Raw genomic sequence first — 21,802 nt, forward strand, 5'->3', positions numbered from 1 at the left:
AGCCTGATCTTTATCACAACCTGGCTTTTTGGCGGTCAATCTAAATCTGAAAATGAATGTATAAATCCTGGTGGAAAATTTTAGGGTCAGTCCTGGTCATGTATTCTACAATAGCTGGTTTTCTGGCTTCAGTGCCCCCCTTGCCGATATTGCATCAAAGTATCAGAAATTTGTATTTCCATGTACCCATGTGGTTTGCGATGATCATACTTTTTACCATATCTGTAGTCCACAGCATTAAATACCTGAGCAGCAGCAGCCAGTCAGATGACAACAAGGCTGTTCAAAGTGTCAACGCCGGAATTATTTTTGGTATGCTGGGTTTAGTTACCGGTGCCATTTGGGCACGCTTTACCTGGGGACAGGCCTGGAGCTTTGATGTAAAACAGAATTTTGCAGCGATTGCAATGTTATTGTATTTTGCCTATCTCATTTTGAGAAATGCGATTGATGAAGAACAGAAAAGGGCAAAAATCTCTGCCATCTACAATATTTTTGCCTTTCCTATGATGGTGGTGCTGCTTTTTGTGCTGCCCAGATTATCAGATTCCCTGCACCCGGGGAACGGAGGTAATCCGGGTTTCAATGCCTACGATCTGGACAGCCATATGAGAATGGTGTTTTATCCTGCCTGCCTGGGCTGGATATTGATTGGATGCTGGATATATAGCATACTTTTCAGAGTGTCTTCCCTAGAAAAAAATAAATAAAATCCCCATGAAGAAATTAATGACTACTGCCCTGATGTTAATGGTTACGATGCAATTGTTTGCACAGGGCGCAGGATCTGCCATCGCTGATACGCTGGCCGGATCTGAAAAAATCTATGTTGTGGTGGCCTGTGTAGCCATTATTTTAGCAGGACTGCTTTTATTCCTCTTCTCTATAGAGCGCAGATTAAAAAAACTGGAAAAAAAATCTTAGGACAAAACCTTGTCTTAAGGCGTTTAATGGGTGTTTTTGTGGAATGATGTGACATGTGTGTCACATACACTAAGCAATTATTTATTTGTATTAATCACATTTTTTAGTGCAATTTTGCAGCCGTAAAGAATTATAACTAATTCAAATAAATAAAAAAACCAAATATAATGGCTACTTCAGCAAATGAGACAAACTTCTTTACAGACGTCTGTAAAAATTTTGACAACGCAGCACAATTCACCGGTCACCCGGAAGGCCTGCTCTCCCAAATCAAAGCTTGCAACAGTGTTTACCGCTTCCAGTTCCCGATCCGCAGAGGAAACGGGTTCGAGGTAATTGATGCATGGCGTGTTGAGCATTCTCACCATATGAGCCCTACCAAAGGGGGGATACGTTACAGTGAAATGGTTAACGAAGATGAGGTGATGGCACTGGCTGCACTGATGACTTACAAATGTGCGATTGTAAACGTTCCTTTTGGCGGTGCCAAGGGAGGGATTAAAATTACTCCAAAAAACTATACCACAGGCGAGCTGGAAAATATTACCAGACGCTATACCACTGAATTAATCAAAAAGAATTTTATAGGTCCCGGTATCGACGTTCCTGCTCCTGATTATGGATCTGGCGAGCGCGAAATGAGCTGGATTGCAGATACATACATGACCATGAATCCCGGACAGCTTGACGCACTGGGCTGTGTTACCGGAAAACCTATCGCCCTGCATGGCATTCGTGGCCGTAAAGAAGCAACAGGCCGTGGCGTGGCTTATGCAGTAAGAGAATGTGTAAGGGTTACCGAAGACATGGAGAAAATTGGATTGAAAGCCGGTTTAGGTGATAAGAGGGTAATTGTTCAGGGATTGGGTAATGTGGGTTATCACTCTGCAAAATTCCTTACTGAATTTGGCGCTACTGTTGTTGGCCTCTGTGAATACGAAGGCGCAATATATAATGAAAACGGGCTCAATGTGGATGAGGTTTTTGCTCACCGCAAACTCACAGGCTCTATCCTGGGTTTTCCGGGAGCCATAGAGTTTAAAAATTCTATGGAAGGACTGGAACAGCCATGCGACATCCTGGTTCCTGCAGCACTGGAAAATCAGATCACTGTTCACAATATTAAAAATATCAAGGCCAGAATTATTGCCGAAGGTGCCAACGGGCCTTGTACACCGGAAGCAGAAGAGATCTTTACCGAAATGGGAGGGATTATCATCCCGGATATGTATTGCAATGCCGGCGGGGTTACCGTATCCTATTTCGAGTGGCTGAAAAATCTTTCGCACGTTGCTTTTGGCCGTATGGAAAAACGCTATGCAGAGAATTCCAATGCCAATCTGATCAATACGCTGGAGAGCTTAACCGGACAGAGCATTCCTTCAGAACACCGTTTAATGATTGTTAAGGGGGCCTCTGAACTGGAACTGGTAAACTCAGGACTGGAAGATACAATGATCCATTCTTATCATGAAATCAGGGAAACACTGGTTACCAAACCAGGAATCCAAACCTTAAGAACTGCTGCTTTTGTTGGCTCAATAGACAAGATTGCAGTTTCTTATATGAACCTGGGTATCTGGCCATAATTTTTGTTTAATCTTCGGGGCAGGCAGAGGTTCTCCCTGCTCCGAATATGACACTCTGGTTAACATCTGCCCCTTCGCAATTGCGTATATTGGTATATGAAAGCGAGTATCTTTTTATTGTCGGCTCTCCTCTTCCTCAGCGCCTGTTCCGGCAAAACACAAAAAACACAAAAGATCGCCAGTGAGAACGGCTTTGCCGTGCTGCCGAAGCCCGCTGCAAACGAAGCCGTGGCTACATTTGCAGGTGGATGCTTCTGGGCAATGCAGGAAAGCCTGATCCAGCTCAAGGGCGTAAATACCGCGATCAGCGGATATGCCGGCGGGATGACAGACAATCCTAACTATGAAGAGGTTTCGGGACAGCAGACCGGGCATGCTGAATCCGTACAGGTGTACTATGATCCCTCAGTCATCTCCTATGAGCAATTGCTAAAAGCATTTTTTACAGCGCATGATCCTACAGAACTGAACAGGCAGGGGCCTGATGTAGGTCCTGAATACCGGTCGGTCGCGTTTTACCGTAACCCGCAGGAACTAAAAATGATTGGCAGGGTAATGACGGCCATGGAACATAAAAACCATAATCAGGGCAGCTTTGTAACAGAGATGGAACCTTTCAAGGCCTTTTACCCGGCCGAAAGTTCTCATCAGAACTATTATGAAAGAAATACCTGGGACCCGTACATCAGAAGTGTTTCGAGGCCTAAGGTAATGCACGTACGGGAAGAACTCCCTCAATTGATTAAGGCAGAATACCTTAAATAAGAACAAATTGCTTTTTTAAGCGCATGAGATGATTTTTCTGTAATTTTTGTGTCAGCCTACTATCAATATATTGTCATCTAAAGTATTAGCGCGTGTGTAACAGGCATTACGTACTTATATTTTTTATCTTTGTTTGTTCTTAAAATTTGTTCTATTGCGATGCTGGCTTTTGCCAAATTTGGATACCACCACGTACCTCCGGATTACAATGGGGGATAATAAAAATAATAAACAGATGAAACCTGCATGAGCTTACAGCTCTCAAAAAGAAATTAATAAGCCGATGCAAGCTTCATAACCAATAAAAGACAAATATATCTAATGAAAAAAAGTGCAATTATCGGCTTGATTACAATTGCGATCTGCGTATGTTTCCTGGTAAGCTTAAATGCTGATACCAGTAACTACTCTTCTTTTACTGAGGCTGCAAAAGATTCGAGAGAGTTTCACGTAATGGGCCATTGGGCAAAGGATAAAGGAACTTTTTATGATGCCTTTAAAGATCCCAACCATTTTTCGTTCTATATGAAAGATGAAAAAGGCGATGTGAAAAAAGTCATCTACAGCGGTACAAAACCTCAGGATTTTGAGCGTTCAGAGAAACTGGTGCTGGTAGGCAAGATGAACAATGATAATTTTTATGCGTCAAAAATATTAATGAAGTGCCCTTCAAAATACAATAACGACCTTGTAGAGATTAACAAGGACGGAAAAGTTACCCAGGATGGTAAAGTTATCCCTGCTTCCCAGCCCAAGCAAGATAGCCCACAGGAAATAAAATACAAATAATTTTAATGGACATACAATTCACAGGAGAATCACTCCTTCCCGGTAAAGTTGGGCAGTTTTTTATTGTTTTAGCATTTGCAGCTTCGCTACTTTCAACTATTTCGTATTTCTTCGCTACACGCAATAAAGACCTCGCTGATCAATCCTGGCAAAGGCTTGGAAGAATTGGGTTCCTGCTCAACTTCTTTAGCATTGCAGCCATTGGTGCAACCTTATTTTACCTGATCCTTGACCATTATAACGAATACTATTATGTGTATTCGCACTCCTCTAAATCACTTCCTGTATATTATATCGTTTCTGCATTCTGGGAAGGACAGGAGGGTAGTTTCTGGCTTTGGGCCTTCTGGCAATCCCTTTTGGGCAGCATCCTGATCTGGAAAGCAAAGTCCTGGGAAAACCCGGTACTCACCGTGATTGCGTTCTCGCAGGTATTCCTTACATCGATGTTACTGGGAATTGAAATCTTCCATTACCGTATCGGCAGTTCACCCTTCATCCTGCTGAGGGATGCCGTCAATCTGAAAGAGATGGCGCCTGTGGTGTTTGCTGATGCAGAAAACTTTAAAAATTACCTTAAATTTATTACAGACGGCAGAGGTTTAAATCCATTGCTGCAGAACTACTGGATGGTGATTCACCCGCCAACATTGTTTCTGGGCTTTGCGAGTATGGTAGTGCCTTTCGCCTATGTGATCGCGGCCTTATGGACAAGAAGATATAAAGAATGGATTAAGCCCGCAATGCCATGGGTTCTGTTTGCCGTTATGGTACTGGGAACCGGAATTATTATGGGCTCTTTCTGGGCATATGAAGCGCTGAACTTTGGTGGCTTCTGGGCATGGGACCCGGTAGAAAACGCATCCCTGATCCCATGGCTTACTTTAATTGGGGCCCTGCACGTGATGATCGCATTTAAAAACACAGGACATGCGTTTTTTACTGCTATCGCCCTTGTCCTGATTAGTTTTATCCTGGTTTTATACGCTTCATTCTTAACCCGCAGCGGTATTCTTGGCGAAACCTCTGTACATGCCTTTACAGACCTGGGTATGTTCGGACAGCTGGTTTTCTTCAATATTGTATTCCTGATTATCCCGGTTGTGCTGATCATTTGCAGATGGAAAGAATTGCCGATTACCAATAAAGACGAAGAAACCTATTCACGGGAATTCTGGATGTTTATCGGTGCCCTGGTGGTAACTGTAGCCTGTATCCAGGTGATTTTCTCTACCTCAGTTCCGGTGTTCAACAAAGCATTCGGTACAAACTTTGCCCCTCCGATAGATGCGGTAAAATACTATAACCAGTGGCAGGCACCTTTCGCCATTCTGGTAACCCTGATCTCAGGATTTTCCCAGTTCTTGAAATATAAACGCACTGATTTGCGTAAATTCTACAGCAGCCTGATTGCAACGATTATCATTGCTTTGGTGGTAACTGCAGGATTTGTATATGTAACCGATGTGTACAATAACCTGATTTATATCCTGCTTTCGTTTAGCTGTATGTTTGCGATCCTGTCCAATGCACGTGTATTGTCGCAGGGAATGTCCGGCAAAGGCAAGCTGGTTGGTGCGGCGGTAGCACATATCGGATTTGCGCTCCTGCTGGTGGGCGCACTGGTTGCGGCTGCCACAAACAAACCCATCTCCATCAATACATCCAATTTCATTCCCGTAAAGGATTTTGAAAAGGCAGATAAGCCGGGTGAAAACATTGTCCTTTACAAAAACGAACCAAAGAAAATGGGCCGTTTTACGGTTACCTATACCAGTGATACTACAATTGCACCAAACACCTATTATAACCTTAATTTTAAGGTTTATGATGAAAAAACCAATAAGCTCAAAGAAGATTTTAACCTGAACCCACGGATTCAGATCAATGAGAAAATGGGCTTGATCGCTTCTCCTGATACCAAACATTATCTTACTTACGATGTATACACACATATCACCAGTGCGCCCGATAAAAAGGAATCACATGGAGAAATGGATGCAGAGAGTGACGAGACCAATTACAAGAAACCTAGGATCGTAAATGTGAGTGAGGGAGATACACTGCATACCAGCAGTGGTATTATCACGGTAAAAGGCCTCAACTTTAAACCTACTGCGAAAAGCCTTGCTTTGGCCGAAGGAGATCTTGCTGTAGGCCTTCCGCTGGATATCGACCTCAATGGTAAAATTTACAAAACCGAGCCAATCTTCCTGGTAAAGGGTAATAATACTTTTGATTTTGCACGAAATATTACTGATCTTGGATTGAGGGTACGCTTTACCAAAATCCTGCCTGAACAGAAAAAGGTGGAATTACAGGTATTTGAAAAACCGCAGCAGGCGAAAGACTGGGTAGTATTCAAATCTATTGAATTCCCTTTTATCAACCTGTACTGGGTTGGATTAATCGTAATGGTTATCGGCTTCCTGATCTCAATCATCAGAAGACAAAAAGAAATCAGAGCTTAAATGAACATTGTTTGCATCGGATCAGGAAACGTGGCAACACACCTGGCTATCGCCTTTAAAGCGATGGGTGCAGAGATCCTACAGGTATGGAGCCAGGACAGTAAAAATGCTGAAATCCTGGCTGCACTTACAAAAGCAAAACCGGTAATGCACTGGGAAGATATTGACCGTTCTGCCGATCTTTATATCATTGCCGTCAAAGATGATGCTATACCGGCCGTCGCATTACATTTAAAAGGAGTTAAAGGTATTCTTGTGCACACCTCAGGGGCTACATCAATCAGTGTTCTTGAAGGTGCCGGCAGTGGATACGGTGTTTTGTACCCTTTACAGACTTTCTCTAAAACCAAAGCGGTCGATCTTACAAATGTTCCTTTTTGCATTGAGGCCGACCGCCCCGGCACACTGGAAAAGATCTCTGCAATTGCACATTTGCTGAGCCGGCAGGTTGCAGAAGTAAGCAGCGACCAGCGAAAAATACTGCACCTTGCTGCCGTTTTCGCCTGCAATTTTACCAATCACCTTTATCAGCTGAGCAGCCTGTTACTGGAACAGCATCATCTGAAGTTCGACCTGCTTAAGCCCCTGATTACTGAAACGGCGCAGAAGATTCAAAATGCTGTACCGGCAGAGGTGCAGACAGGGCCCGCCGTAAGAGATGACCAGGAAACGATGAAGAAACATCTTCAATTACTGCAGGGCTCACCTGAGCTGCAGCAGATTTATGAATTGCTGAGCAACAGTATTAAAAAAACGCATCTGTAAGGGATTTGCGGTTTTTGCTGCTTACTTTTGAACAAATCATATTTAAATGCTGCTGCAAAAATTAAAGGAAATCACCACGTTTGTATTTGATGTAGATGGGGTGCTGACTACCGGCGACGTGCTGGCATCCGAATCCGGCGAACTACTACGCACTTTCAATATCAAAGATGGTTACGCTTTGCAGCTGGCCGTTAAAAAAGGTTACCATGTCTGCATTATCTCCGGAGGCAGCGGACAGGCGATGGCCAAACGTTTTGCCGGACTGGGCATACCCGATGTTTATCTGGGCGTTGCCGATAAAGTAGAGATCTTCAATAATTATCTTGACAGCCATGGGCTTAGCGCCGCTGAAGTGCTGTATATGGGAGATGACATTCCCGATCTGAATGTAATGAAACTGGTGGGAATTCCTGCATGCCCTGCTGATGCCTCTACAGATATTAAAGCGATCTGCAGTTACATTTCTCCTTTTAACGGCGGCAAAACTGCCGCAAGGGATGTCATTGAAAAAGTACTTAAAATACAGGGAAGATGGTTTGATGCCAATCCTTCGGCAGCAGATGCCAGTAAATAATATTTACCTTGCTTTTAAACCTTCCGTAATTTTTTCACTCTATTCTGAAAACAAAACTTAAATCAAACCTGCATTTGTACAGGCTTAAACTTAAAAAAACAGAGATGAAAAAATTATTGATTATCTGCGGTATGTTATTCAGTATGATAACATTTGCACATGCACAAGGTGGAAGAATGATGGGTACTCCGGAAGAACGGGCTACAAAAGCTACTACTCAGCTTACTGAAAAGCTGGCACTGACAACAGATCAGCAAACTAAAGTAAAAACTATTTTGCTTGATCAGAATACCCAGATGGCAAAAGCGCGTGAAGAAGCAGGTGATGACAGAAAAGCATCCCGCGAAAAAATGATGAAGCTGATGCAGGACAACAATGAAAAGATCAAAGGATTGTTAACTGATGATCAGAAAAAAGCTTATGCTGCTTACCTGGAAGAAAGAAAAGCTGCCATGGAAAAAAGAATGGGCGGACAGGGAAATAACTAATCCCAAAAAAATATAAGATAATAGAAGCGGCTCCGGGCCGCTTTTATTATTTTAGCGCATATTTGAATCACTATGTACAAGCAAACCGTTCCCCTGATCCTCGCATCCAAATCTCCGCGCAGACAAGAACTCATGCAAGCCATGGGGCTTGATTTTAACGTACTTTTAAAAGATGTGGATGAAAGTTACCCCGAACATCTTTCCCCCGCTGAAATCGCCTGTTATATTGCTGAAAAAAAAGCCCTGGCCTTTGTTGATGAATGTGAGTACAGTCTTGTGATCACGGCCGATACAATCGTAGCCTACGACGGAGAAATCATGGGCAAGCCCGCAGATGCAGCCGCTGCCCGCGAAATGCTGCGCAAATTATCCGGAACAGTGCATCAGGTATATACCGGCGTAAGCCTCGCCCATAAGGATCAGCTCAAAACCTTTTATGACATGACCGAAGTCTGGTTCAGGGCCATTACCGACGAGGAGATCGAAAACTACGTAGACAATTACAATCCTTTTGATAAAGCGGGCTCCTATGGGATTCAGGACTGGCTGGGCTTTGTTGCCGTGGAGAAGATCAGCGGCTCCTATACCAATGTAATGGGTTTGCCTACAGAAAAATTGTATACAGCGCTGTCCAGCTTCTAATCTTTGTTTCCAGGTTTCTGATCTTCGAAAATGCTGTAAAGGACTCCCATCTTCAGATCGTACGTAGATAGGCTCATTGCTTTTAAATCCAGTTCTTTAAGTACATAGCTCGTGATCAGTGCGGCAATCACGATCATATCTACCCGCAGGGAAATCAGATCAGGCATTGCAGCTCTTTCTGCATGAGTGGAACGAATAAGCTTTTTCGCCAGCTCTTTATAAGCTGCGGTATCCAGCGCCGCCGAGCTTATATTTTTGATATCTGTATCCTCGAGCAGCATGGCCGCAAAAGTCTCAAATGCTCCGGCAGAGCCGATGAGTACTTTTGGCTGATATTGGGCATAGGCGGTTTTCAGGTCCGGTAGTTCCGAACTGAGCCGGTGTAAAATTGCCTGCTCGTCTTCAGCGCTGATCGGATCTGAATGAAAATAGGCCTGCATCAGGCGCGCTGCACCTATATTATAGCTTTTCTTCCACAGATAGCCATCTGCGTTACAGATGATAAATTCGGTACTGCCGCCACCAATATCCATGATCAGGGAGGTGTCTTTAATTACTCCGGTTGCTTTTACACCAGTGAATATGAAAGCAGCTTCATCTTCACCGCTGATCACTTCGATCTGTATTCCTGCCCGTTCTGCTGCGGCAGCTACAAAATCGGCCCCGTTGCCTGCGCTGCGTACAGCAGAGGTTGCAATGGCCCTAACCACTGCAGCCCCATACTCATCGATTTTATCCCTGAATTCTTTTAAAGTCCTGATGCCCCGCTCAAAAGCTTCTGGAATGATCACGTTATCATTAATCCGGCCTTCGCCAAGCCTTACGGGAACATTAGTCTTGTAGATTACGTCTACACCGGCAGGACTGATTTCTGAGATGATCAGATGAAACGTGTTTGTACCAAGGTCTATGACTGCTGCTTTCATTCTGCTGATTAATTCTTATAGGTAAACCATTTGATCATTTCTTTGAAACTGGTTTTCTTGCCGTACATCAAAATCCCTACCCTGTATATTCTGGAGGCTACCCATACCGTGCCGATAAAGCCCAGGATGAGCAAGGCCATTGATAAAGCCAGCTGCCAGTCGGGCACTCCATAAGGTAATCTCACCATCATTGCAATAGGAGAGGTAAAAGGGATCATCGATAACCAGAAAGCCATATTTCCGTAGGGATCGTTTGTGACCACACTCAGTGAGAGTGTATAACCCAGCAGGAGCGGCATCATTACCGGAAACATGAACTGCTGCGTTTCTGTCTCACTATCTACCGCAGAACCAATAGCGGCATACAGCGCACTGTAAAACAAATAACCTCCGAGGAAGAAAAACAGGAACAAAGTGATGATCTTCGTCACATCCAGGTTTGCCAGGCTCTTCTGTATATTTCCGATAGGGCTTTTTTCTGTGGCTTCTTTGATGATTTTGTTCTCATTTTGCTTTTTCAAAGCCGTGCTTACAGCGCTTTGTGCCATACTTTTATCAGCATAAATTTTCACCACCGCGGTGGAAATAATGCCTGTAAGCACAATCCACAGGATAAACTGTGTAAGGCCCACCAGGGCGATCCCAATGATCTTTCCCATCATGAGCTGAAAAGGTTTAACTGAGGAGATCATCACTTCGATAATACGGTTTGTTTTCTCCTCGATCACCCCACGCATTACTTGTATGCCATATAACAGGATGAACATAAACATCAGAATCCCTCCTACGTAGGCAATGATGGTACTGGCGCCTGCACTGGAGTCTTCTTCCTTGCCGGTATCGCCAATTTTCTTCATGTCAATATCTACAGAGGATTTGAGGTTGTCAAGGTCTTTCTGTGCCAGGCCGCTTTGTTTCAGCTTTTGGTTACGGATTGCATTTTCTACGTCATCAGCTACTTTGTTATTCAATGTGAGTCCTGCCTGTTTTTTGCCCAAAAGCTGTATTCCTGATGGGTCATCAAGACTAAAGTCGGGCAGATAAAGCACATAATCGTAACCTGATGTGGCCAGTTCGGCTTTCATCTGTGGCAGCGGCTTATTTACATAGGTATAAGTTGCGTTATTCGTAGAAATCAGCTTTTCTGTCAGCGTTTTATTAGCGTTAACCACCGCTATTTTATTGGAACTGCCTTTTATCCCCTGGATGGAAAAATAAATCATCATGCCATAAAATCCGGCAAAGATTACCGGAGTGAGCAGCGTCATCACGATGAATGACTTTTTCTTCACTCTTGAAAGGTATTCACGTTGTATAATGAGTAAAATCTTGTTCATAGCGTTAATCTTTTGTTTTTACCTGGTCAATAAAAATATCGTTCATTGTTGGGATCACCTCATCAAGGCGCTGAATATTGACTACCGGAAGCAGGGCAGCAAGCATATTATTGGCAGATTGTCCTTCTTTGATTTTTACTTTCAGCGTTGTTGTTCCTTTTCTGATATCCTTTTGCAGGACTTCAAATACATCAGAAGGAAGCTCTGTGTTATATTCTCCCTGATATTCCAGCCAGTAAGTGTTGTTCCTGTACTTTTCCTTGATCTCCTCAACTGAGCCGTCGAGGATCTTCTTAGAGCGGTGAATCAGGGCGATGCTGTCGCATAATTCTTCTACTGATTCCATGCGGTGCGTGGAGAAGATAAATGTTGCACCCTGTTTGTTCAGCTCCAGGATTTCGTTTTTGATGATTTCTGCGTTAACGGGATCGAAGCCGGAGAAAGGTTCGTCAAGGATAATAAGTTCGGGTTGATGAAGGATCGTGGCTACAAACTGTACTTTCTGCTGCATCCCTTTACTGAGATCTTCAACCTTCTTGTTCCACCAGCTGCCCATTTCCAGTTTTTCAAACCAGTACCTCACCCGCTTTGTGGCTTCGGCAGTGCTCAGGCCTTTCAGCTTTGCAAGGTATAGCACCTGCTCGCCGATTTCCATCTTTTTGTACAATCCGCGTTCTTCCGGCAAGTAGCCGATCTGAGCGATGTGGTTTGAGTTTAAACGCTGACCGTTGAAGATCACCTCTCCGCTGTCTGGTGCCGTAATTTGGGTAATGATCCTGATAAGGGATGTTTTGCCGGCACCATTTGGGCCGAGAAGCCCAAATATTTTGCCCTGTTCAACCGTCAGACTTACATCATCAAGTGCACGGTGCTCTGCATATTGCTTCACAATATTGTTTACGCTTAGCATAGAAAATAGTTTTAGTTGTTTAGTTCTATGTTAGTACACAAAAAGAAGAAATTGTTACAAATCGCACGATTTTTCTGAAAAGAAGGCCAGTCAGTGTTTTTTATCTCGACAGCATGAGCTTCAATTTATCGATCACACCCGTTTTTTTCTGCCGCTGATTTTCAGTTCCGATTAAAAACCCGTAGGGCTGAAGCTGGGGAACCTGGTCACAAATGATTTTTACAATCCCAAGCAGCGGAATCGCGAGGATCATACCTGCAACACCCCATACCATTTCTCCCAGTACAATCACCAGGATCGTAAACAAGGGATTGATATTCACTTGTTCGCCTACAATAAGCGGTTCAAGCAGGTAAGTCTGGATAAACTGTACCATGGCATAGGTCACCAGTACCCCAATAATCATCTTTGTATCGCCGCCCTGGGCCACTACGGCCAGCACAGTTAAAGAAGTTCCGGTAATATTTCCGACAAAGGGAATAATTTCAAGGATTCCACATAAGACGGCAAAAAAGATGGCACTTTCTACACCAACGATACTAAAGCCAATGCCGTACATGATCCATAACAGAACAATCATGGCGCCCAGTCCTCCGAGGTACTGCTGTGCTACATTGCCCGACTTATGCACAATATTTTCCGCCGTATTTTTTTCGTCTGCAGGAACAAGCTTAAGTATGAACTTTTTAATATGTGACCGGTATACCAGGAAAAGAAACATATAAACCAGCACGAGTATGGCATTTACCAGAATACTCATCATACTGGCGGCAAATGCTGCCAGCATTGACCCGGCACCGCTTCCTGCACTGCCTTCTTTGGCGATCTGCTGCTGTTGTTTCATGGTGATACCAGTGCTTTCATGCAGCCAGCGCCGCAGGTTGGTAAATAAACTGGCAACACGTTCTTTCATTACGTCTATGTTTTCTGCAAACCCGCTTAACTGCCAGGCCAATAAGGTCACCACAATGGCTATCGAACCCAGAAAAATCAGAATGCAAAGAAATGAGGCCAGCCCTCTGCCCATACCTTTATGTTCGAACCAGGAGGACAGCCTGCTCAGCAGCATCGCAAAGATGGCAGACAGCGCTATGGGTATCAGGAAAGCTGCCGAGAAATACAAGCCGGCGAAGGTCAAAAAGAAAAAAAGTAATGTGTAGATGCTGTGTTGAAGTTTATCCATAGTTAAATACAGAACAACACTTTTTAATAAATGTTTACCGCATAAAAAAGCCCCCAAATCTTTGGGGGCAATCTTAAGTATTACTTATTTTCTATTTGAGCTTTTACTCAAAATATTCTTTCATTTTTTCAAAGAAGCTCTTATCATTCTTACCTGGCTGAGGTTTGAAGTTTGGAGAATCTCTTAATTTTTCCAGCATACTGCGTTCTTCGCTGCTCAATGCTTTTGGTGTCCAAATATTGACATGAATGATCTGATCTCCGCGGTGATAAGAATTTACTTCAGGAATACCTTTGGCTTTCAGCCTCAGTAATTTTCCGCTTTGCGTTCCCGGTTCAATTTTGATCTTCGCTCTGCCGTCAATTGTAGGTACTTCAGCACTGTAACCCAGCGCAGCATCTACAATACTCAGGTGCAGGTCGTACACGATATTGTTACCTTCACGCTTCAGTGTTTCGTGGGGGATTTCTTCGATCAGGATAATCAAGTCTCCCGGAATACCGCCGTTTGGTGCTGCATTTCCTTTTCCGCTCATGCTCAGCTGCATTCCGTCACTTACTCCTGCCGGAATATTGATAGAGATAGTTTCTTCACCGCGTACTGTACCTTCGCCATGGCAGGAAGTACATTTTGAAGTGATCTGGCTGCCTGAACCATTACAGGTAGGACAGGTAGAAGTTGTCTGCATTTGTCCCAGGATCGTATTGGTTACCCTGCGCACAGAACCATTTCCGCCACATGTTTTACAGGTGCTGATCGATGATTTATCTTTCGCGCCACTGCCGTCGCATGTTTTACAAACTACCTGTTTGTTTACCTTTATTTTTTTCTCTGCGCCATGCGCTATTTCTTCAAGAGTGAGTTTTACCTTAATACGAAGGTTAGATCCTTTAGCTACACGTCTGCCGCTGGCACCGCCGCGCTGCTGACCGCCGAAAAAGCTTTCGAAAGGACTGCCGCCGCCGCCGCCGCCACCAAAGATATCACCAAACTGGCTAAAGATATCTTCCATGTTCATACCGCCGCCGCCATAGCCACCGCCACCACCCGAGGCACCACCAACACCGGCATGACCATAATGATCATAACGCTGTTTTTTCTCGGGATTACTCAGGATTTCATAAGCTTCTGCAGCCTCCTTGAATTTATCCTCCGCAGTATGGTCATCCGGGTTTTTATCCGGATGGTATTTGATGGCTAACTTTCTATAAGCTTTTTTAATCTCTTCAGGTGAAGAGTTTTTAGCTACGCCAAGGATATCGTAATAATCTCTTTTACTCATAATTAACTGCCTACAACAACTTTTGCAAAGCGGATCACTTTATCATTTAAAGTGTATCCTTTTTCTAATTCATCTATAACCTTTCCTTTCAGCTCATCTGTAGGGGCAGGGATTTTAGTAATAGCTTCGTGAAGATCTGTATCAAATACAGTATTGATGCTTTCCATTTCTTTCAGGCCTTTCTGAACCAGAATGCTTTTCAGTTTGGTATGTACCAGTTGTATCCCTTCGCGGATGGCACTGATATCGGTAGCATTTTCGGTCGCTTTATTTGCACGGTCAAAATCATCCAGTACAGGCAGCATCGAAACGATTACATCCTTGCCTGCTGTTTGTAAAAGCTCAACACGTTCTTTCTGCGTACGTCTTTTATAGTTATCAAATTCAGCGAAAAGACGTAAGTATTTGTCGTTCAGTGCTGCATTTTCCAATTTTAGCTTCTCTTCAGCAGAAATCTCTTCAACAGGTTCTGTTACTGTTTCCTCAGTTGCCGCACCCGCGTCATCAAATTGCTCATTATTTAACTGCTCTTCTGCAGTGTTTTCCGTAGTAGGATTTTCTGTATCGTTCGGTTTCTTCTTGCTAAACATACTATAGTAGAATTTTTGGGTATAAAGTCAAAATGTTTGCCAATGAAATATATCAGCCATGCTGTCAGTTTTGATTGAACAACACTGTACAGAATGGCTGAAAAGGAAATTTTTGTCAGGGATATGCCTAGTTTATCGTAGCATCTTCATGCACGATGCCAGATTCACATTTAATGATGCGTGAAGGCAAAGTGCGGATAATATGGTAATCGTGGGTAGCCATCAGTACAGCTGTACCATTCTGGCTGATCTGTTTCAGTAGCAATACAATTTCTTCTGAAGTATCAGGATCTAAGTTCCCGGTTGGCTCATCAGCAAGAATGATATCAGGATTGTTTAACAAAGAACGGGCAATGACCACGCGCTGTTGTTCTCCTCCGGAAAGTTCATGTGGCATTTTCCTGATTTTTGACCGCAGGCCTACTTTTTCGAGTACATCTTTAACACGTTCTTCGATCAGTTTTTTATCCTTCCAGCCGGTTGCTTTCAATACAAAATCCAGATTCTGCTGAACAGTCCTGTCCGTTAACAACTGGAAGTCCTGAAAAACAATCCCCAGCTTCCTGCGCAGAAAAGGCACGTCTTTTTCGGCAAGTTTCTTAAGGTCAAAGCCGGCAATCTGTCCCTCGCCATTACCAATGTGAAGATCCCCGTAGATGATTTTCAGCAAACTGCTTTTTCCGGAACCGGTCTGCCCGATCAGGAATACAAATTCACCTTTATCTATATTGAGATTTACATTGGAGAGCACCAGGTGTTTCTGTTGAAATACATCTACATTCTTTAAATTGATAACTGCGTTTCCTGTCATTGTTTTAAATATCTAATTTTGCAATCTGGCCAAATGGTAGTTCTTTTACCAGGTCCATAATATAAGGCAGCTTGTCGCCCAACCCCAGTTTATCCAGGGATTTATCGGGTCTGTCTACCCTGAAATATGCCAGCAGCGTAAACTTATCGTCGCGCAGCTGAACATAGTCTGGTATTTTGGCAATGCCTTTAACTTTGATTACATACATTTTGTTCAAAAATAGTGTTTCAAAATGAGAATTACGAAAGGAAGAGGCGCTAAGCAGATTCTTTTGCTCAGGGGACGGTTCTTCTGCTGTTTTTGGGATGTAATATGTTTGCTTCGTGTACTGCTCGTATCTCGTCCGAAGAGAGGTCTGTGTGTGCTTTCTGAGCACTCTCAGCGTGTTCTGTCCACTCGTACCGTATCAACAGCTCAGGCATACCTTAACAATACCCTTTTTATACCTTTTAGGTATTGCTGAGGTATCGCTGGGGTAAGTCTGTGGTATCGTTGTGGTATGGCCAGACCGAGCAGTTACCAAACACAGTCAGAGCGCTCAGCGACCTCTCTACGACCAGAACACGACCAGTATACGACCAGTGTATAAACCAGGCTTAGTGTATTATAAGCTGTTTAGGAAAGCAACAGTATTCACATTATCAGCATAATCCCATAATTGTGGATGCTGGCTTTGGCCAAATGACACTACATCGCTTTCCGGTTTAAGATCAGCATGAGAAACTATACACTGGATCTGATCCTGCATCCCGCCCAGCGTTTGGTTGAGTTCTTCGATGTTTTTGTAATATTCGAAATACAAAACTGCAAGCGGAGAGGAAAGGCCCTTATCTTCTTTTAGTAACAGAAAACCATTATCAAAATGTGGTTCTCCATTGACCAGAAAGATAGATTTGTTATAATCGTAGTTGTTATTGTATTTAAAATGGTTGATGATCGGCTGGAAGGTTTCAAGAGCTTCAAAGAAATTTTTAATCTCGTAACCTTCAGGCAAATAAACCTTTGATACGTTGCGGCATCCGAGGCCAAAGTAATCAAAAATATCATGTCCTAACAAGGCGATTTCTTCAGTACTTTCTTTACCATCAAGTACAGCGATACTGTTCCTGTTTTTCCTGATAATATTGGGAACCTTACCAAAATAATAATCAAAATACCTCGAAGAGTTGTTACTGCCTGTTGCTATGATCGCATCAAAGTCTTTCAGCCGTTCTGCAAATATAATTCTTTCTGCAAGCGCCGGCTCAAAGGTGATCAGCTGTTTAAGTAGTATGGGTAGCAGTTTACTGTCTGACGATGAAAGCTTGATCATCGCAATGTTACCGGTTGCGAGCACGCTGAGAATATCATGGAAACCTACCATGGGGATATTTCCTGCCAGGATCATTCCAATTTTCTTAGGTGTTTCTGTTACGCTGATTTGTTCAAACCATTTCTCCAGTGCCCCCGGCTGCAGCATTTCCTGTAAAGAGGACAGTGACCTTTTTACTTCTTCGGGCTGGAACCAGGCATTGTGGTTCAGGGCCGAATCAGTTACCCTGTTAAAATCTTCATCTGGCTGATTCAGGAAAATACTTAGTTTGTGAAATGCAATAATTAACTTTTCAGCGGTAAGGGTAGGCATGTTTGGAATGATTTTAAACGATTAATTGTTATATTTGCAGTGCAAAGGTAACTTTAGCAAATAGATTTATACTAAGACATGGCTATTAAAATAACAGACGAATGTATTAATTGCGGAGCATGTGAGCCTGAATGCCCAAATAATGCAATATATGACGCAGGTACGGCCTGGAGATTTTCAGATGGTACCAATCTGAGCGGCATCATTGATTTTGGTGATCAGGAGGTTGACGCAGGTGCATCCCAGGAAGCAGTATCTGACGAGGTTTATTATATCGTTTCGGATAAATGTACAGAGTGCAAAGGTTTTCATGATGAGCCGCAGTGCGCCGCCGTATGTCCGGTAGATTGCTGCGTGGATGATGAGGATATCCGCGAAACAGAAGAAGAATTATTAAAGAAAAAAGCCTGGTTACACCAGGAAGGCTAGTCCTGATCGATATATAACAGAAAAGGACGCAATTTGCGTCCTTTTCTGTTATATATAAAACCGGATTTGATTATACATCCGCCTTGTTCGGGATGATCATTACAGGACAGGCTGATTTACGTGCCACATGCTCGGCAACACTGCCCATCAGAAAGTGATAAAGTCCGGTTCTGCCATAAGTACCGATCACAATCAGATCAGCGCCCCATTCTTCGGCCTGGTTTACAATGCCATGTGCAGCACTGTCAATAATACTCAAATAGGTGGTTTTAATCCCTCCCGAATAAGTTTTCTCTATTTCCTGTAGCAGGACATGGCTATGCTCTTCACTGTTATCATAGGTTTCCAGGAAAACAGGAGCAAGGGTAAGGTCCTGGTTGATGGTAGCTGGTATAGGCTCTATAATATTTGCCAGCGCAACTTCTGCGCCAAAGGCCTTAGCCATTTCATAGCCTGATTTTGCAGCCTTCTCAGCGCATGTACTGTTGTCTACGGCTATTAAAATCTTCCTGAAGTTCATAATACGGTTTGTTAATTTGTAATACTAATTTAACAATTTTATGAATCAAATGTTTAAAATGACGTTTATTAGTTCAGGAACATTAATTTTATAGCATCTTATTTTGATGCTTAAGGGCAGTATTTAATATGGAACAGAAATTCGCAATATGCAGGGTAGCCATTGCGCCTTTAAGGCCAGCGGCATCCGACAGGGCAGAGATCTCTACTCAATTACTATTTGGAGATGCAGTTGAGGTGCTTGAACAGGCGGAACCCTGGTGGCGTATCCGCAATGCCTATGACGACTATGAGGGCTGGATGGATTTTAAGCAATTGATCGTAGTTACTGAAGAAGATTATCGGGCTGCTCAAAATTACCACAGCCTGGTGCCTCCACAGATCGTAAATGCCGTTACTGCCGCAGATGGCAGTGCTTTTTATTTACCTGCGGCTGCTGTTTTACCATCATATGCTGAAGGGATGAGCACGATAGGAGACCAACAGTTTAAGCCGGAATTTGATCTTTATCAGGTTGGCGCAGTTACAGGAGAAAAAATTGCAGAACTGGCTATGTTTTACCTCAATGCTCCTTATCTGTGGGGGGGCAGGACACTGTTTGGAATTGACTGTTCTGGTTTTTCGCAGGCTGTGTATAAACTTGCTGGTATCCGTATTAAAAGAGATGCTGCACAACAGGCCGAGCAGGGAGAAACGGTTAACTTTCTTCCGGAAGTAAAAACTGGTGATCTTGCTTTCTTTGACAATCCCGAAGGCAGGATTATCCATGTAGGTATCCTTCTGGATCAGCACAGGATCATCCATGCTTCAGGAAGGATACGAATTGACCCTATTGATGACCAGGGCATCTATAATCCGGAGCTGGGGAGGTACAGCCATAAAACAAGGATCATCAAGCGGTTTTTCTAGTCAGGGCAAAGATTACTCCCACTCCCAGATCATTACCAGCTTATCGTCACCTGTTGTAATCAGGTATTTGCCATCCGGTGTCCATACAAGTTTGTTGATCGAGTGGGTATGCCCATGCGTGTTCTTTTCAATGCTAAGGATCTTGTACAGCCTTAAATCCTCTGTTCCCCATAACTTGATACTTTTGTCCTGACTGGCAGTTGCGAAGTAGGGGAGTACCGGGTTAAAAGCAATTCCGTAGATACTGAAGAGATGTGCCGGGATATTGTGCTTAAATTCATAATCCGGGACCGACCAGAAGTTGAGCTGTGCATCCCTGCCTCCGGAGATCAGGTATTTACCATCAGGCGAATACTGCACCGAGGTTACCGGTAAAGTATGTTTTTCCAGGGTATGCTCAAGGCTGTAATCTGTCAGGTTGTAGATCCTGGTCGTACCATCTTTACATCCGAAAGCCGCATGTTCAGCATCGGGACTGATTGCAATAGCACGGACAGTATCATAAGAAACTGGAATACGGTATAACAACGAGTGGTCGGTAAGCGACCACACAGCTACAGTACCATCTTCACTTGCTGTCAGAAATTCCTGTTTGGAAGGAATGACCACGATATCAAACACAGGCTTTTCATGCGCCTGAAAAGTAGTCTGGATTGTTTGTGATTTGAAGTCGAATATGCTCAGCTCGCCACTGCGCTGTCCGGCAAAAAGCTGATCGCCAGAATGATACAGACTATAAACTGAGCTTTTTACCGGCATCAATACCTTTAGAAAAGACATTTTCTCCAGCGACCATTCTACCACGCCTTTATCATTACCACCGGTAAAAAAGATTCCTTCTTTACCGGAGTTGGCCAAAGCATAAACGGGGTTTTGATGGCCGCTCAGTGATTTTACATGTTTCAGCATAAGTCAGGTGGGATCAAAAGCACCTAGCGGTGCCTGCCTTCAAGGTTTATACCAATATCAGCTAAGGTTTTACCTTTTTCCCTCAGTAATACCAGCAAGTGGAATACGAGGTCGGAACTTTCATTCACAAAATCCACATCAGTTTCATTCAGTGCCGCAATTACGGTTTCCACACCTTCTTCACCAACCTTCTGGGCAATTTTATTCAGCCCTTTTTTACGCAGCTTATTTACATAAGATTCTTCCGTAGGGTTGTCGTATCTGTCGCCAATAATCTTCTCCAGTTCAAAAATAAAGTTCTGGTTGAAGTTTGTTTTAAAACAGCTTCTGCTGCCTGTATGGCAGGTAGGGCCTACCGGTGTAGCTTTAATCAGGATCGTGTCGTTATCGCAGTCGATATGCGTTTCTTTTACATAAAGGAAGTTCCCGCTTTCTTCGCCTTTGGTCCACAAACGGCTTTTGGAACGTGAGTAAAAGGTTACTTTTCCTTCTGCCTGTGTTTTTGTCCATGCTTCCTGGTTCATATAACCCAGCATTAACACTTCCAATGTTTGTACGTCCTGAATGATCACAGGAACCAAACCATCGGTTTTTTCAAAATCTATATTCATAACCTTACTGGTATGTTGTGTTTTTTTAATTCGTTTTTCAGTACAGGGATCGGGATCTCACCAAAGTGAAAGACCGAGGCTGCGAGTGCGGCATCAACGCCTGTAGTTGTAAAAACTTCTGTAAAGTGTTCAATTGATCCGGCACCGCCTGAAGCGATTACGGGGATATTGATCATCTGGCTGATCGTCTGTAATAAATTACAGTCGAAGCCCTGTTTGGTGCCGTCATGGTCCATGGAGGTCAGCAGGATTTCTCCTGCGCCCAGATCCTCGGCCTGTTTGATCCATTGTTCTGTTTCCAGTTCAGTGATCAGCCGGCCGCCATTGAGGTGCACCATATTTTTTCCGTTGACCAGCTTGGTATCTACTGCAACTACGACAAACTGGCGGCCAAAAACCTTCGCCAGGTCTGCAATCAGCTGTGGGTTTTTTACTGCGGCAGAATTGATGCTGATCTTGTCGGCTCCGGCATTGAGCAGCGCTTCGGCATCGGCAATTTCAGTGATTCCACCGCCAATGGTAAAAGGAATATTGAGTTGTCTTGCTACAGACTTCACCATTTCGATCATCGTTTTACGACGCTCGTGGGTAGCTGTAATGTCAAGGAATACCAGTTCATCGGCACCCTGCTGGGCATATTGCCATGCCAGCTCTACGGGGTCTCCTGCGTCTTTAAGATCCACAAAGTTAACACCTTTTACTGTCCTGCCGTCCTTAACATCCAGACATGGAATGATACGTTTACTCAGCATGGA

General features: G+C 43.6%; 25 protein-coding genes. 12 read left to right on the forward strand and 13 right to left on the reverse strand.

What is annotated here, in order from left to right; genetic code table 11:
* Window positions 1-56 precede the first annotated feature (56 nt).
* The 10 genes from ccsA to FN831_RS24705 all read left to right on the forward strand — a co-directional run bounded on the left by ccsA (window position 57) and on the right by FN831_RS24705 (window position 9,007).
* Window positions 57-710: a cytochrome c biogenesis protein CcsA gene (ccsA, locus tag FN831_RS24660; protein ID WP_142530885.1), complete on the forward strand. Its 654-nt coding sequence runs from the start codon at window positions 57-59 to the stop codon at window positions 708-710.
* A 7-nt stretch (window positions 711-717) separates the two neighbouring features.
* Window positions 718-924, forward strand: coding sequence for a CcmD family protein (locus FN831_RS24665; RefSeq protein WP_142530886.1), 207 nt, complete (start codon window positions 718-720; stop codon window positions 922-924).
* 167 nt (window positions 925-1,091) lie between these two features.
* Window positions 1,092-2,513: a Glu/Leu/Phe/Val family dehydrogenase gene (locus tag FN831_RS24670; protein WP_142530887.1), complete on the forward strand. Its 1,422-nt coding sequence runs from the start codon at window positions 1,092-1,094 to the stop codon at window positions 2,511-2,513.
* A gap of 96 nt (window positions 2,514-2,609) precedes the next feature.
* Window positions 2,610-3,278 carry a peptide-methionine (S)-S-oxide reductase MsrA gene (msrA, locus tag FN831_RS24675; RefSeq protein WP_142530888.1) on the forward strand — a complete coding sequence of 223 codons (669 nt, stop codon included), beginning with the start codon at window positions 2,610-2,612 and terminating at the stop codon, window positions 3,276-3,278.
* Window positions 3,279-3,599: 321 nt separating this feature from the next.
* Window positions 3,600-4,067 (forward strand): cytochrome c maturation protein CcmE domain-containing protein, encoded by a 468-nt coding sequence (locus tag FN831_RS24680; RefSeq protein WP_142530889.1) that lies wholly within the window; start codon window positions 3,600-3,602, stop codon window positions 4,065-4,067.
* A gap of 5 nt (window positions 4,068-4,072) precedes the next feature.
* Window positions 4,073-6,538 carry a heme lyase CcmF/NrfE family subunit gene (locus FN831_RS24685; protein ID WP_142530890.1) on the forward strand — a complete coding sequence of 822 codons (2,466 nt, stop codon included), beginning with the start codon at window positions 4,073-4,075 and terminating at the stop codon, window positions 6,536-6,538.
* Entirely contained in the window at window positions 6,539-7,303 is a 765-nt protein-coding gene (locus FN831_RS24690) for a Rossmann-like and DUF2520 domain-containing protein (RefSeq protein ID WP_142530891.1), read from the forward strand.
* Between the two features lie 46 nt (window positions 7,304-7,349).
* On the forward strand, window positions 7,350-7,877 hold the full coding sequence (locus FN831_RS24695) for a KdsC family phosphatase (protein ID WP_142530892.1): 528 nt from the start codon (window positions 7,350-7,352) through the stop codon (window positions 7,875-7,877).
* A 104-nt stretch (window positions 7,878-7,981) separates the two neighbouring features.
* Window positions 7,982-8,365, forward strand: a complete 384-nt coding sequence (locus FN831_RS24700) for a hypothetical protein (RefSeq protein ID WP_142530893.1) — start codon at window positions 7,982-7,984, stop codon at window positions 8,363-8,365.
* A gap of 72 nt (window positions 8,366-8,437) precedes the next feature.
* Window positions 8,438-9,007 carry a Maf family protein gene (locus tag FN831_RS24705; RefSeq protein ID WP_142530894.1) on the forward strand — a complete coding sequence of 190 codons (570 nt, stop codon included), beginning with the start codon at window positions 8,438-8,440 and terminating at the stop codon, window positions 9,005-9,007.
* Here FN831_RS24705 and FN831_RS24710 read toward each other — a convergent pair.
* From FN831_RS24710 to FN831_RS24750, 9 genes are all read right to left on the reverse strand, one after another.
* The gene (locus FN831_RS24710; protein ID WP_142530895.1) at window positions 9,004-9,933 is read right to left on the reverse strand and encodes a Ppx/GppA phosphatase family protein; all 930 of its coding nucleotides are present in this window, start codon (window positions 9,931-9,933) and stop codon (window positions 9,004-9,006) included. The two genes, FN831_RS24705 and FN831_RS24710, sit on opposite strands and share 4 nt — an antisense overlap.
* Window positions 9,934-9,941: 8 nt before the next feature.
* A complete protein-coding gene (locus tag FN831_RS24715) occupies window positions 9,942-11,270 on the reverse strand; it encodes an ABC transporter permease (protein WP_142530896.1) in 1,329 nt (442 codons plus the stop codon).
* Window positions 11,271-11,274: 4 nt separating this feature from the next.
* Window positions 11,275-12,180: an ABC transporter ATP-binding protein gene (locus FN831_RS24720; RefSeq protein WP_142530897.1), complete on the reverse strand. Its 906-nt coding sequence runs from the start codon at window positions 12,178-12,180 to the stop codon at window positions 11,275-11,277.
* Window positions 12,181-12,280: 100 nt separating this feature from the next.
* On the reverse strand, window positions 12,281-13,363 hold the full coding sequence (locus FN831_RS24725) for an AI-2E family transporter (protein WP_142530898.1): 1,083 nt from the start codon (window positions 13,361-13,363) through the stop codon (window positions 12,281-12,283).
* A 103-nt stretch (window positions 13,364-13,466) separates the two neighbouring features.
* Window positions 13,467-14,645, reverse strand: a complete 1,179-nt coding sequence (dnaJ, locus tag FN831_RS24730) for a molecular chaperone DnaJ (protein ID WP_142530899.1) — start codon at window positions 14,643-14,645, stop codon at window positions 13,467-13,469.
* 2 nt (window positions 14,646-14,647) lie between these two features.
* Window positions 14,648-15,235 (reverse strand): nucleotide exchange factor GrpE, encoded by a 588-nt coding sequence (locus tag FN831_RS24735; RefSeq protein ID WP_142530900.1) that lies wholly within the window; start codon window positions 15,233-15,235, stop codon window positions 14,648-14,650.
* Between the two features lie 127 nt (window positions 15,236-15,362).
* A complete protein-coding gene (locus FN831_RS24740; protein WP_142530901.1) occupies window positions 15,363-16,046 on the reverse strand; it encodes a cell division ATP-binding protein FtsE in 684 nt (227 codons plus the stop codon).
* Between the two features lie 4 nt (window positions 16,047-16,050).
* Complete coding sequence (locus FN831_RS24745) at window positions 16,051-16,254, reverse strand: fructose-6-phosphate aldolase (RefSeq protein WP_142530902.1); 204 nt, start codon at window positions 16,252-16,254, stop codon at window positions 16,051-16,053.
* 396 nt (window positions 16,255-16,650) lie between these two features.
* Window positions 16,651-17,670 (reverse strand): acyl-CoA reductase, encoded by a 1,020-nt coding sequence (locus FN831_RS24750; protein WP_142530903.1) that lies wholly within the window; start codon window positions 17,668-17,670, stop codon window positions 16,651-16,653.
* Between the two features lie 78 nt (window positions 17,671-17,748).
* Between FN831_RS24750 and FN831_RS24755 the strand changes: the two genes are divergently transcribed.
* Window positions 17,749-18,099: a 4Fe-4S dicluster domain-containing protein gene (locus tag FN831_RS24755; protein WP_142530904.1), complete on the forward strand. Its 351-nt coding sequence runs from the start codon at window positions 17,749-17,751 to the stop codon at window positions 18,097-18,099.
* 70 nt (window positions 18,100-18,169) lie between these two features.
* On the opposite strand, the gene FN831_RS24760 is transcribed toward FN831_RS24755, so the two are convergent.
* Window positions 18,170-18,619: a universal stress protein gene (locus tag FN831_RS24760; RefSeq protein WP_142530905.1), complete on the reverse strand. Its 450-nt coding sequence runs from the start codon at window positions 18,617-18,619 to the stop codon at window positions 18,170-18,172.
* Between the two features lie 128 nt (window positions 18,620-18,747).
* Here FN831_RS24760 and FN831_RS24765 point away from each other — a divergent pair, with 128 nt between their 5' ends.
* Window positions 18,748-19,527: a C40 family peptidase gene (locus FN831_RS24765; protein WP_142530906.1), complete on the forward strand. Its 780-nt coding sequence runs from the start codon at window positions 18,748-18,750 to the stop codon at window positions 19,525-19,527.
* A 12-nt stretch (window positions 19,528-19,539) separates the two neighbouring features.
* On the opposite strand, the gene FN831_RS24770 is transcribed toward FN831_RS24765, so the two are convergent.
* From FN831_RS24770 to hisF, 3 genes are read right to left on the reverse strand one after another with little or no spacing between them, the layout of a single operon-like run.
* The gene (locus FN831_RS24770) at window positions 19,540-20,436 is read right to left on the reverse strand and encodes a WD40 repeat domain-containing protein (RefSeq protein ID WP_142530907.1); all 897 of its coding nucleotides are present in this window, start codon (window positions 20,434-20,436) and stop codon (window positions 19,540-19,542) included.
* Between the two features lie 23 nt (window positions 20,437-20,459).
* The gene (gene hisIE / locus FN831_RS24775) at window positions 20,460-21,047 is read right to left on the reverse strand and encodes a bifunctional phosphoribosyl-AMP cyclohydrolase/phosphoribosyl-ATP diphosphatase HisIE (protein ID WP_142530908.1); all 588 of its coding nucleotides are present in this window, start codon (window positions 21,045-21,047) and stop codon (window positions 20,460-20,462) included.
* The gene (gene hisF, locus FN831_RS24780) at window positions 21,044-21,799 is read right to left on the reverse strand and encodes an imidazole glycerol phosphate synthase subunit HisF (RefSeq protein ID WP_142530909.1); all 756 of its coding nucleotides are present in this window, start codon (window positions 21,797-21,799) and stop codon (window positions 21,044-21,046) included. Before hisF ends, hisIE begins: the two co-directional genes overlap by 4 nt.
* Between the last annotated feature and the right edge of the window lie 3 nt (window positions 21,800-21,802).

Source organism: Pedobacter westerhofensis (assembly GCF_900182595.1).
GTDB lineage: Bacteria > Bacteroidota > Bacteroidia > Sphingobacteriales > Sphingobacteriaceae > Pedobacter > Pedobacter westerhofensis.

What these genes read in the sequence shown, in the direction of transcription:
- FN831_RS24750 (WP_142530903.1), bottom strand. Translation starts at nt 17,670, where the DNA reads ATGCCTACCCTTACCGCTGAAAAGTTAATTATTGCATTTCACAAACTA.
- FN831_RS24685 (WP_142530890.1), top strand. Translation starts at nt 4,073, where the DNA reads ATGGACATACAATTCACAGGAGAATCACTCCTTCCCGGTAAAGTTGGG.
- FN831_RS24745 (WP_142530902.1), bottom strand. Translation starts at nt 16,254, where the DNA reads ATGTATGTAATCAAAGTTAAAGGCATTGCCAAAATACCAGACTATGTT.
- ccsA (WP_142530885.1), top strand. Translation starts at nt 57, where the DNA reads ATGTATAAATCCTGGTGGAAAATTTTAGGGTCAGTCCTGGTCATGTAT.
- FN831_RS24740 (WP_142530901.1), bottom strand. Translation starts at nt 16,046, where the DNA reads ATGACAGGAAACGCAGTTATCAATTTAAAGAATGTAGATGTATTTCAA.
- FN831_RS24765 (WP_142530906.1), top strand. Translation starts at nt 18,748, where the DNA reads ATGGAACAGAAATTCGCAATATGCAGGGTAGCCATTGCGCCTTTAAGG.
- hisF (WP_142530909.1), bottom strand. Translation starts at nt 21,799, where the DNA reads ATGCTGAGTAAACGTATCATTCCATGTCTGGATGTTAAGGACGGCAGG.
- FN831_RS24725 (WP_142530898.1), bottom strand. Translation starts at nt 13,363, where the DNA reads ATGGATAAACTTCAACACAGCATCTACACATTACTTTTTTTCTTTTTG.
- FN831_RS24680 (WP_142530889.1), top strand. Translation starts at nt 3,600, where the DNA reads ATGAAAAAAAGTGCAATTATCGGCTTGATTACAATTGCGATCTGCGTA.
- FN831_RS24735 (WP_142530900.1), bottom strand. Translation starts at nt 15,235, where the DNA reads ATGTTTAGCAAGAAGAAACCGAACGATACAGAAAATCCTACTACGGAA.
- FN831_RS24715 (WP_142530896.1), bottom strand. Translation starts at nt 11,270, where the DNA reads ATGAACAAGATTTTACTCATTATACAACGTGAATACCTTTCAAGAGTG.
- FN831_RS24710 (WP_142530895.1), bottom strand. Translation starts at nt 9,933, where the DNA reads ATGAAAGCAGCAGTCATAGACCTTGGTACAAACACGTTTCATCTGATC.
- dnaJ (WP_142530899.1), bottom strand. Translation starts at nt 14,645, where the DNA reads ATGAGTAAAAGAGATTATTACGATATCCTTGGCGTAGCTAAAAACTCT.
- FN831_RS24720 (WP_142530897.1), bottom strand. Translation starts at nt 12,180, where the DNA reads ATGCTAAGCGTAAACAATATTGTGAAGCAATATGCAGAGCACCGTGCA.
- FN831_RS24700 (WP_142530893.1), top strand. Translation starts at nt 7,982, where the DNA reads ATGAAAAAATTATTGATTATCTGCGGTATGTTATTCAGTATGATAACA.
- FN831_RS24755 (WP_142530904.1), top strand. Translation starts at nt 17,749, where the DNA reads ATGGCTATTAAAATAACAGACGAATGTATTAATTGCGGAGCATGTGAG.
- FN831_RS24695 (WP_142530892.1), top strand. Translation starts at nt 7,350, where the DNA reads ATGCTGCTGCAAAAATTAAAGGAAATCACCACGTTTGTATTTGATGTA.
- msrA (WP_142530888.1), top strand. Translation starts at nt 2,610, where the DNA reads ATGAAAGCGAGTATCTTTTTATTGTCGGCTCTCCTCTTCCTCAGCGCC.
- FN831_RS24665 (WP_142530886.1), top strand. Translation starts at nt 718, where the DNA reads ATGAAGAAATTAATGACTACTGCCCTGATGTTAATGGTTACGATGCAA.
- FN831_RS24690 (WP_142530891.1), top strand. Translation starts at nt 6,539, where the DNA reads ATGAACATTGTTTGCATCGGATCAGGAAACGTGGCAACACACCTGGCT.
- FN831_RS24770 (WP_142530907.1), bottom strand. Translation starts at nt 20,436, where the DNA reads ATGCTGAAACATGTAAAATCACTGAGCGGCCATCAAAACCCCGTTTAT.
- FN831_RS24705 (WP_142530894.1), top strand. Translation starts at nt 8,438, where the DNA reads ATGTACAAGCAAACCGTTCCCCTGATCCTCGCATCCAAATCTCCGCGC.
- FN831_RS24670 (WP_142530887.1), top strand. Translation starts at nt 1,092, where the DNA reads ATGGCTACTTCAGCAAATGAGACAAACTTCTTTACAGACGTCTGTAAA.
- FN831_RS24760 (WP_142530905.1), bottom strand. Translation starts at nt 18,619, where the DNA reads ATGAACTTCAGGAAGATTTTAATAGCCGTAGACAACAGTACATGCGCT.
- hisIE (WP_142530908.1), bottom strand. Translation starts at nt 21,047, where the DNA reads ATGAATATAGATTTTGAAAAAACCGATGGTTTGGTTCCTGTGATCATT.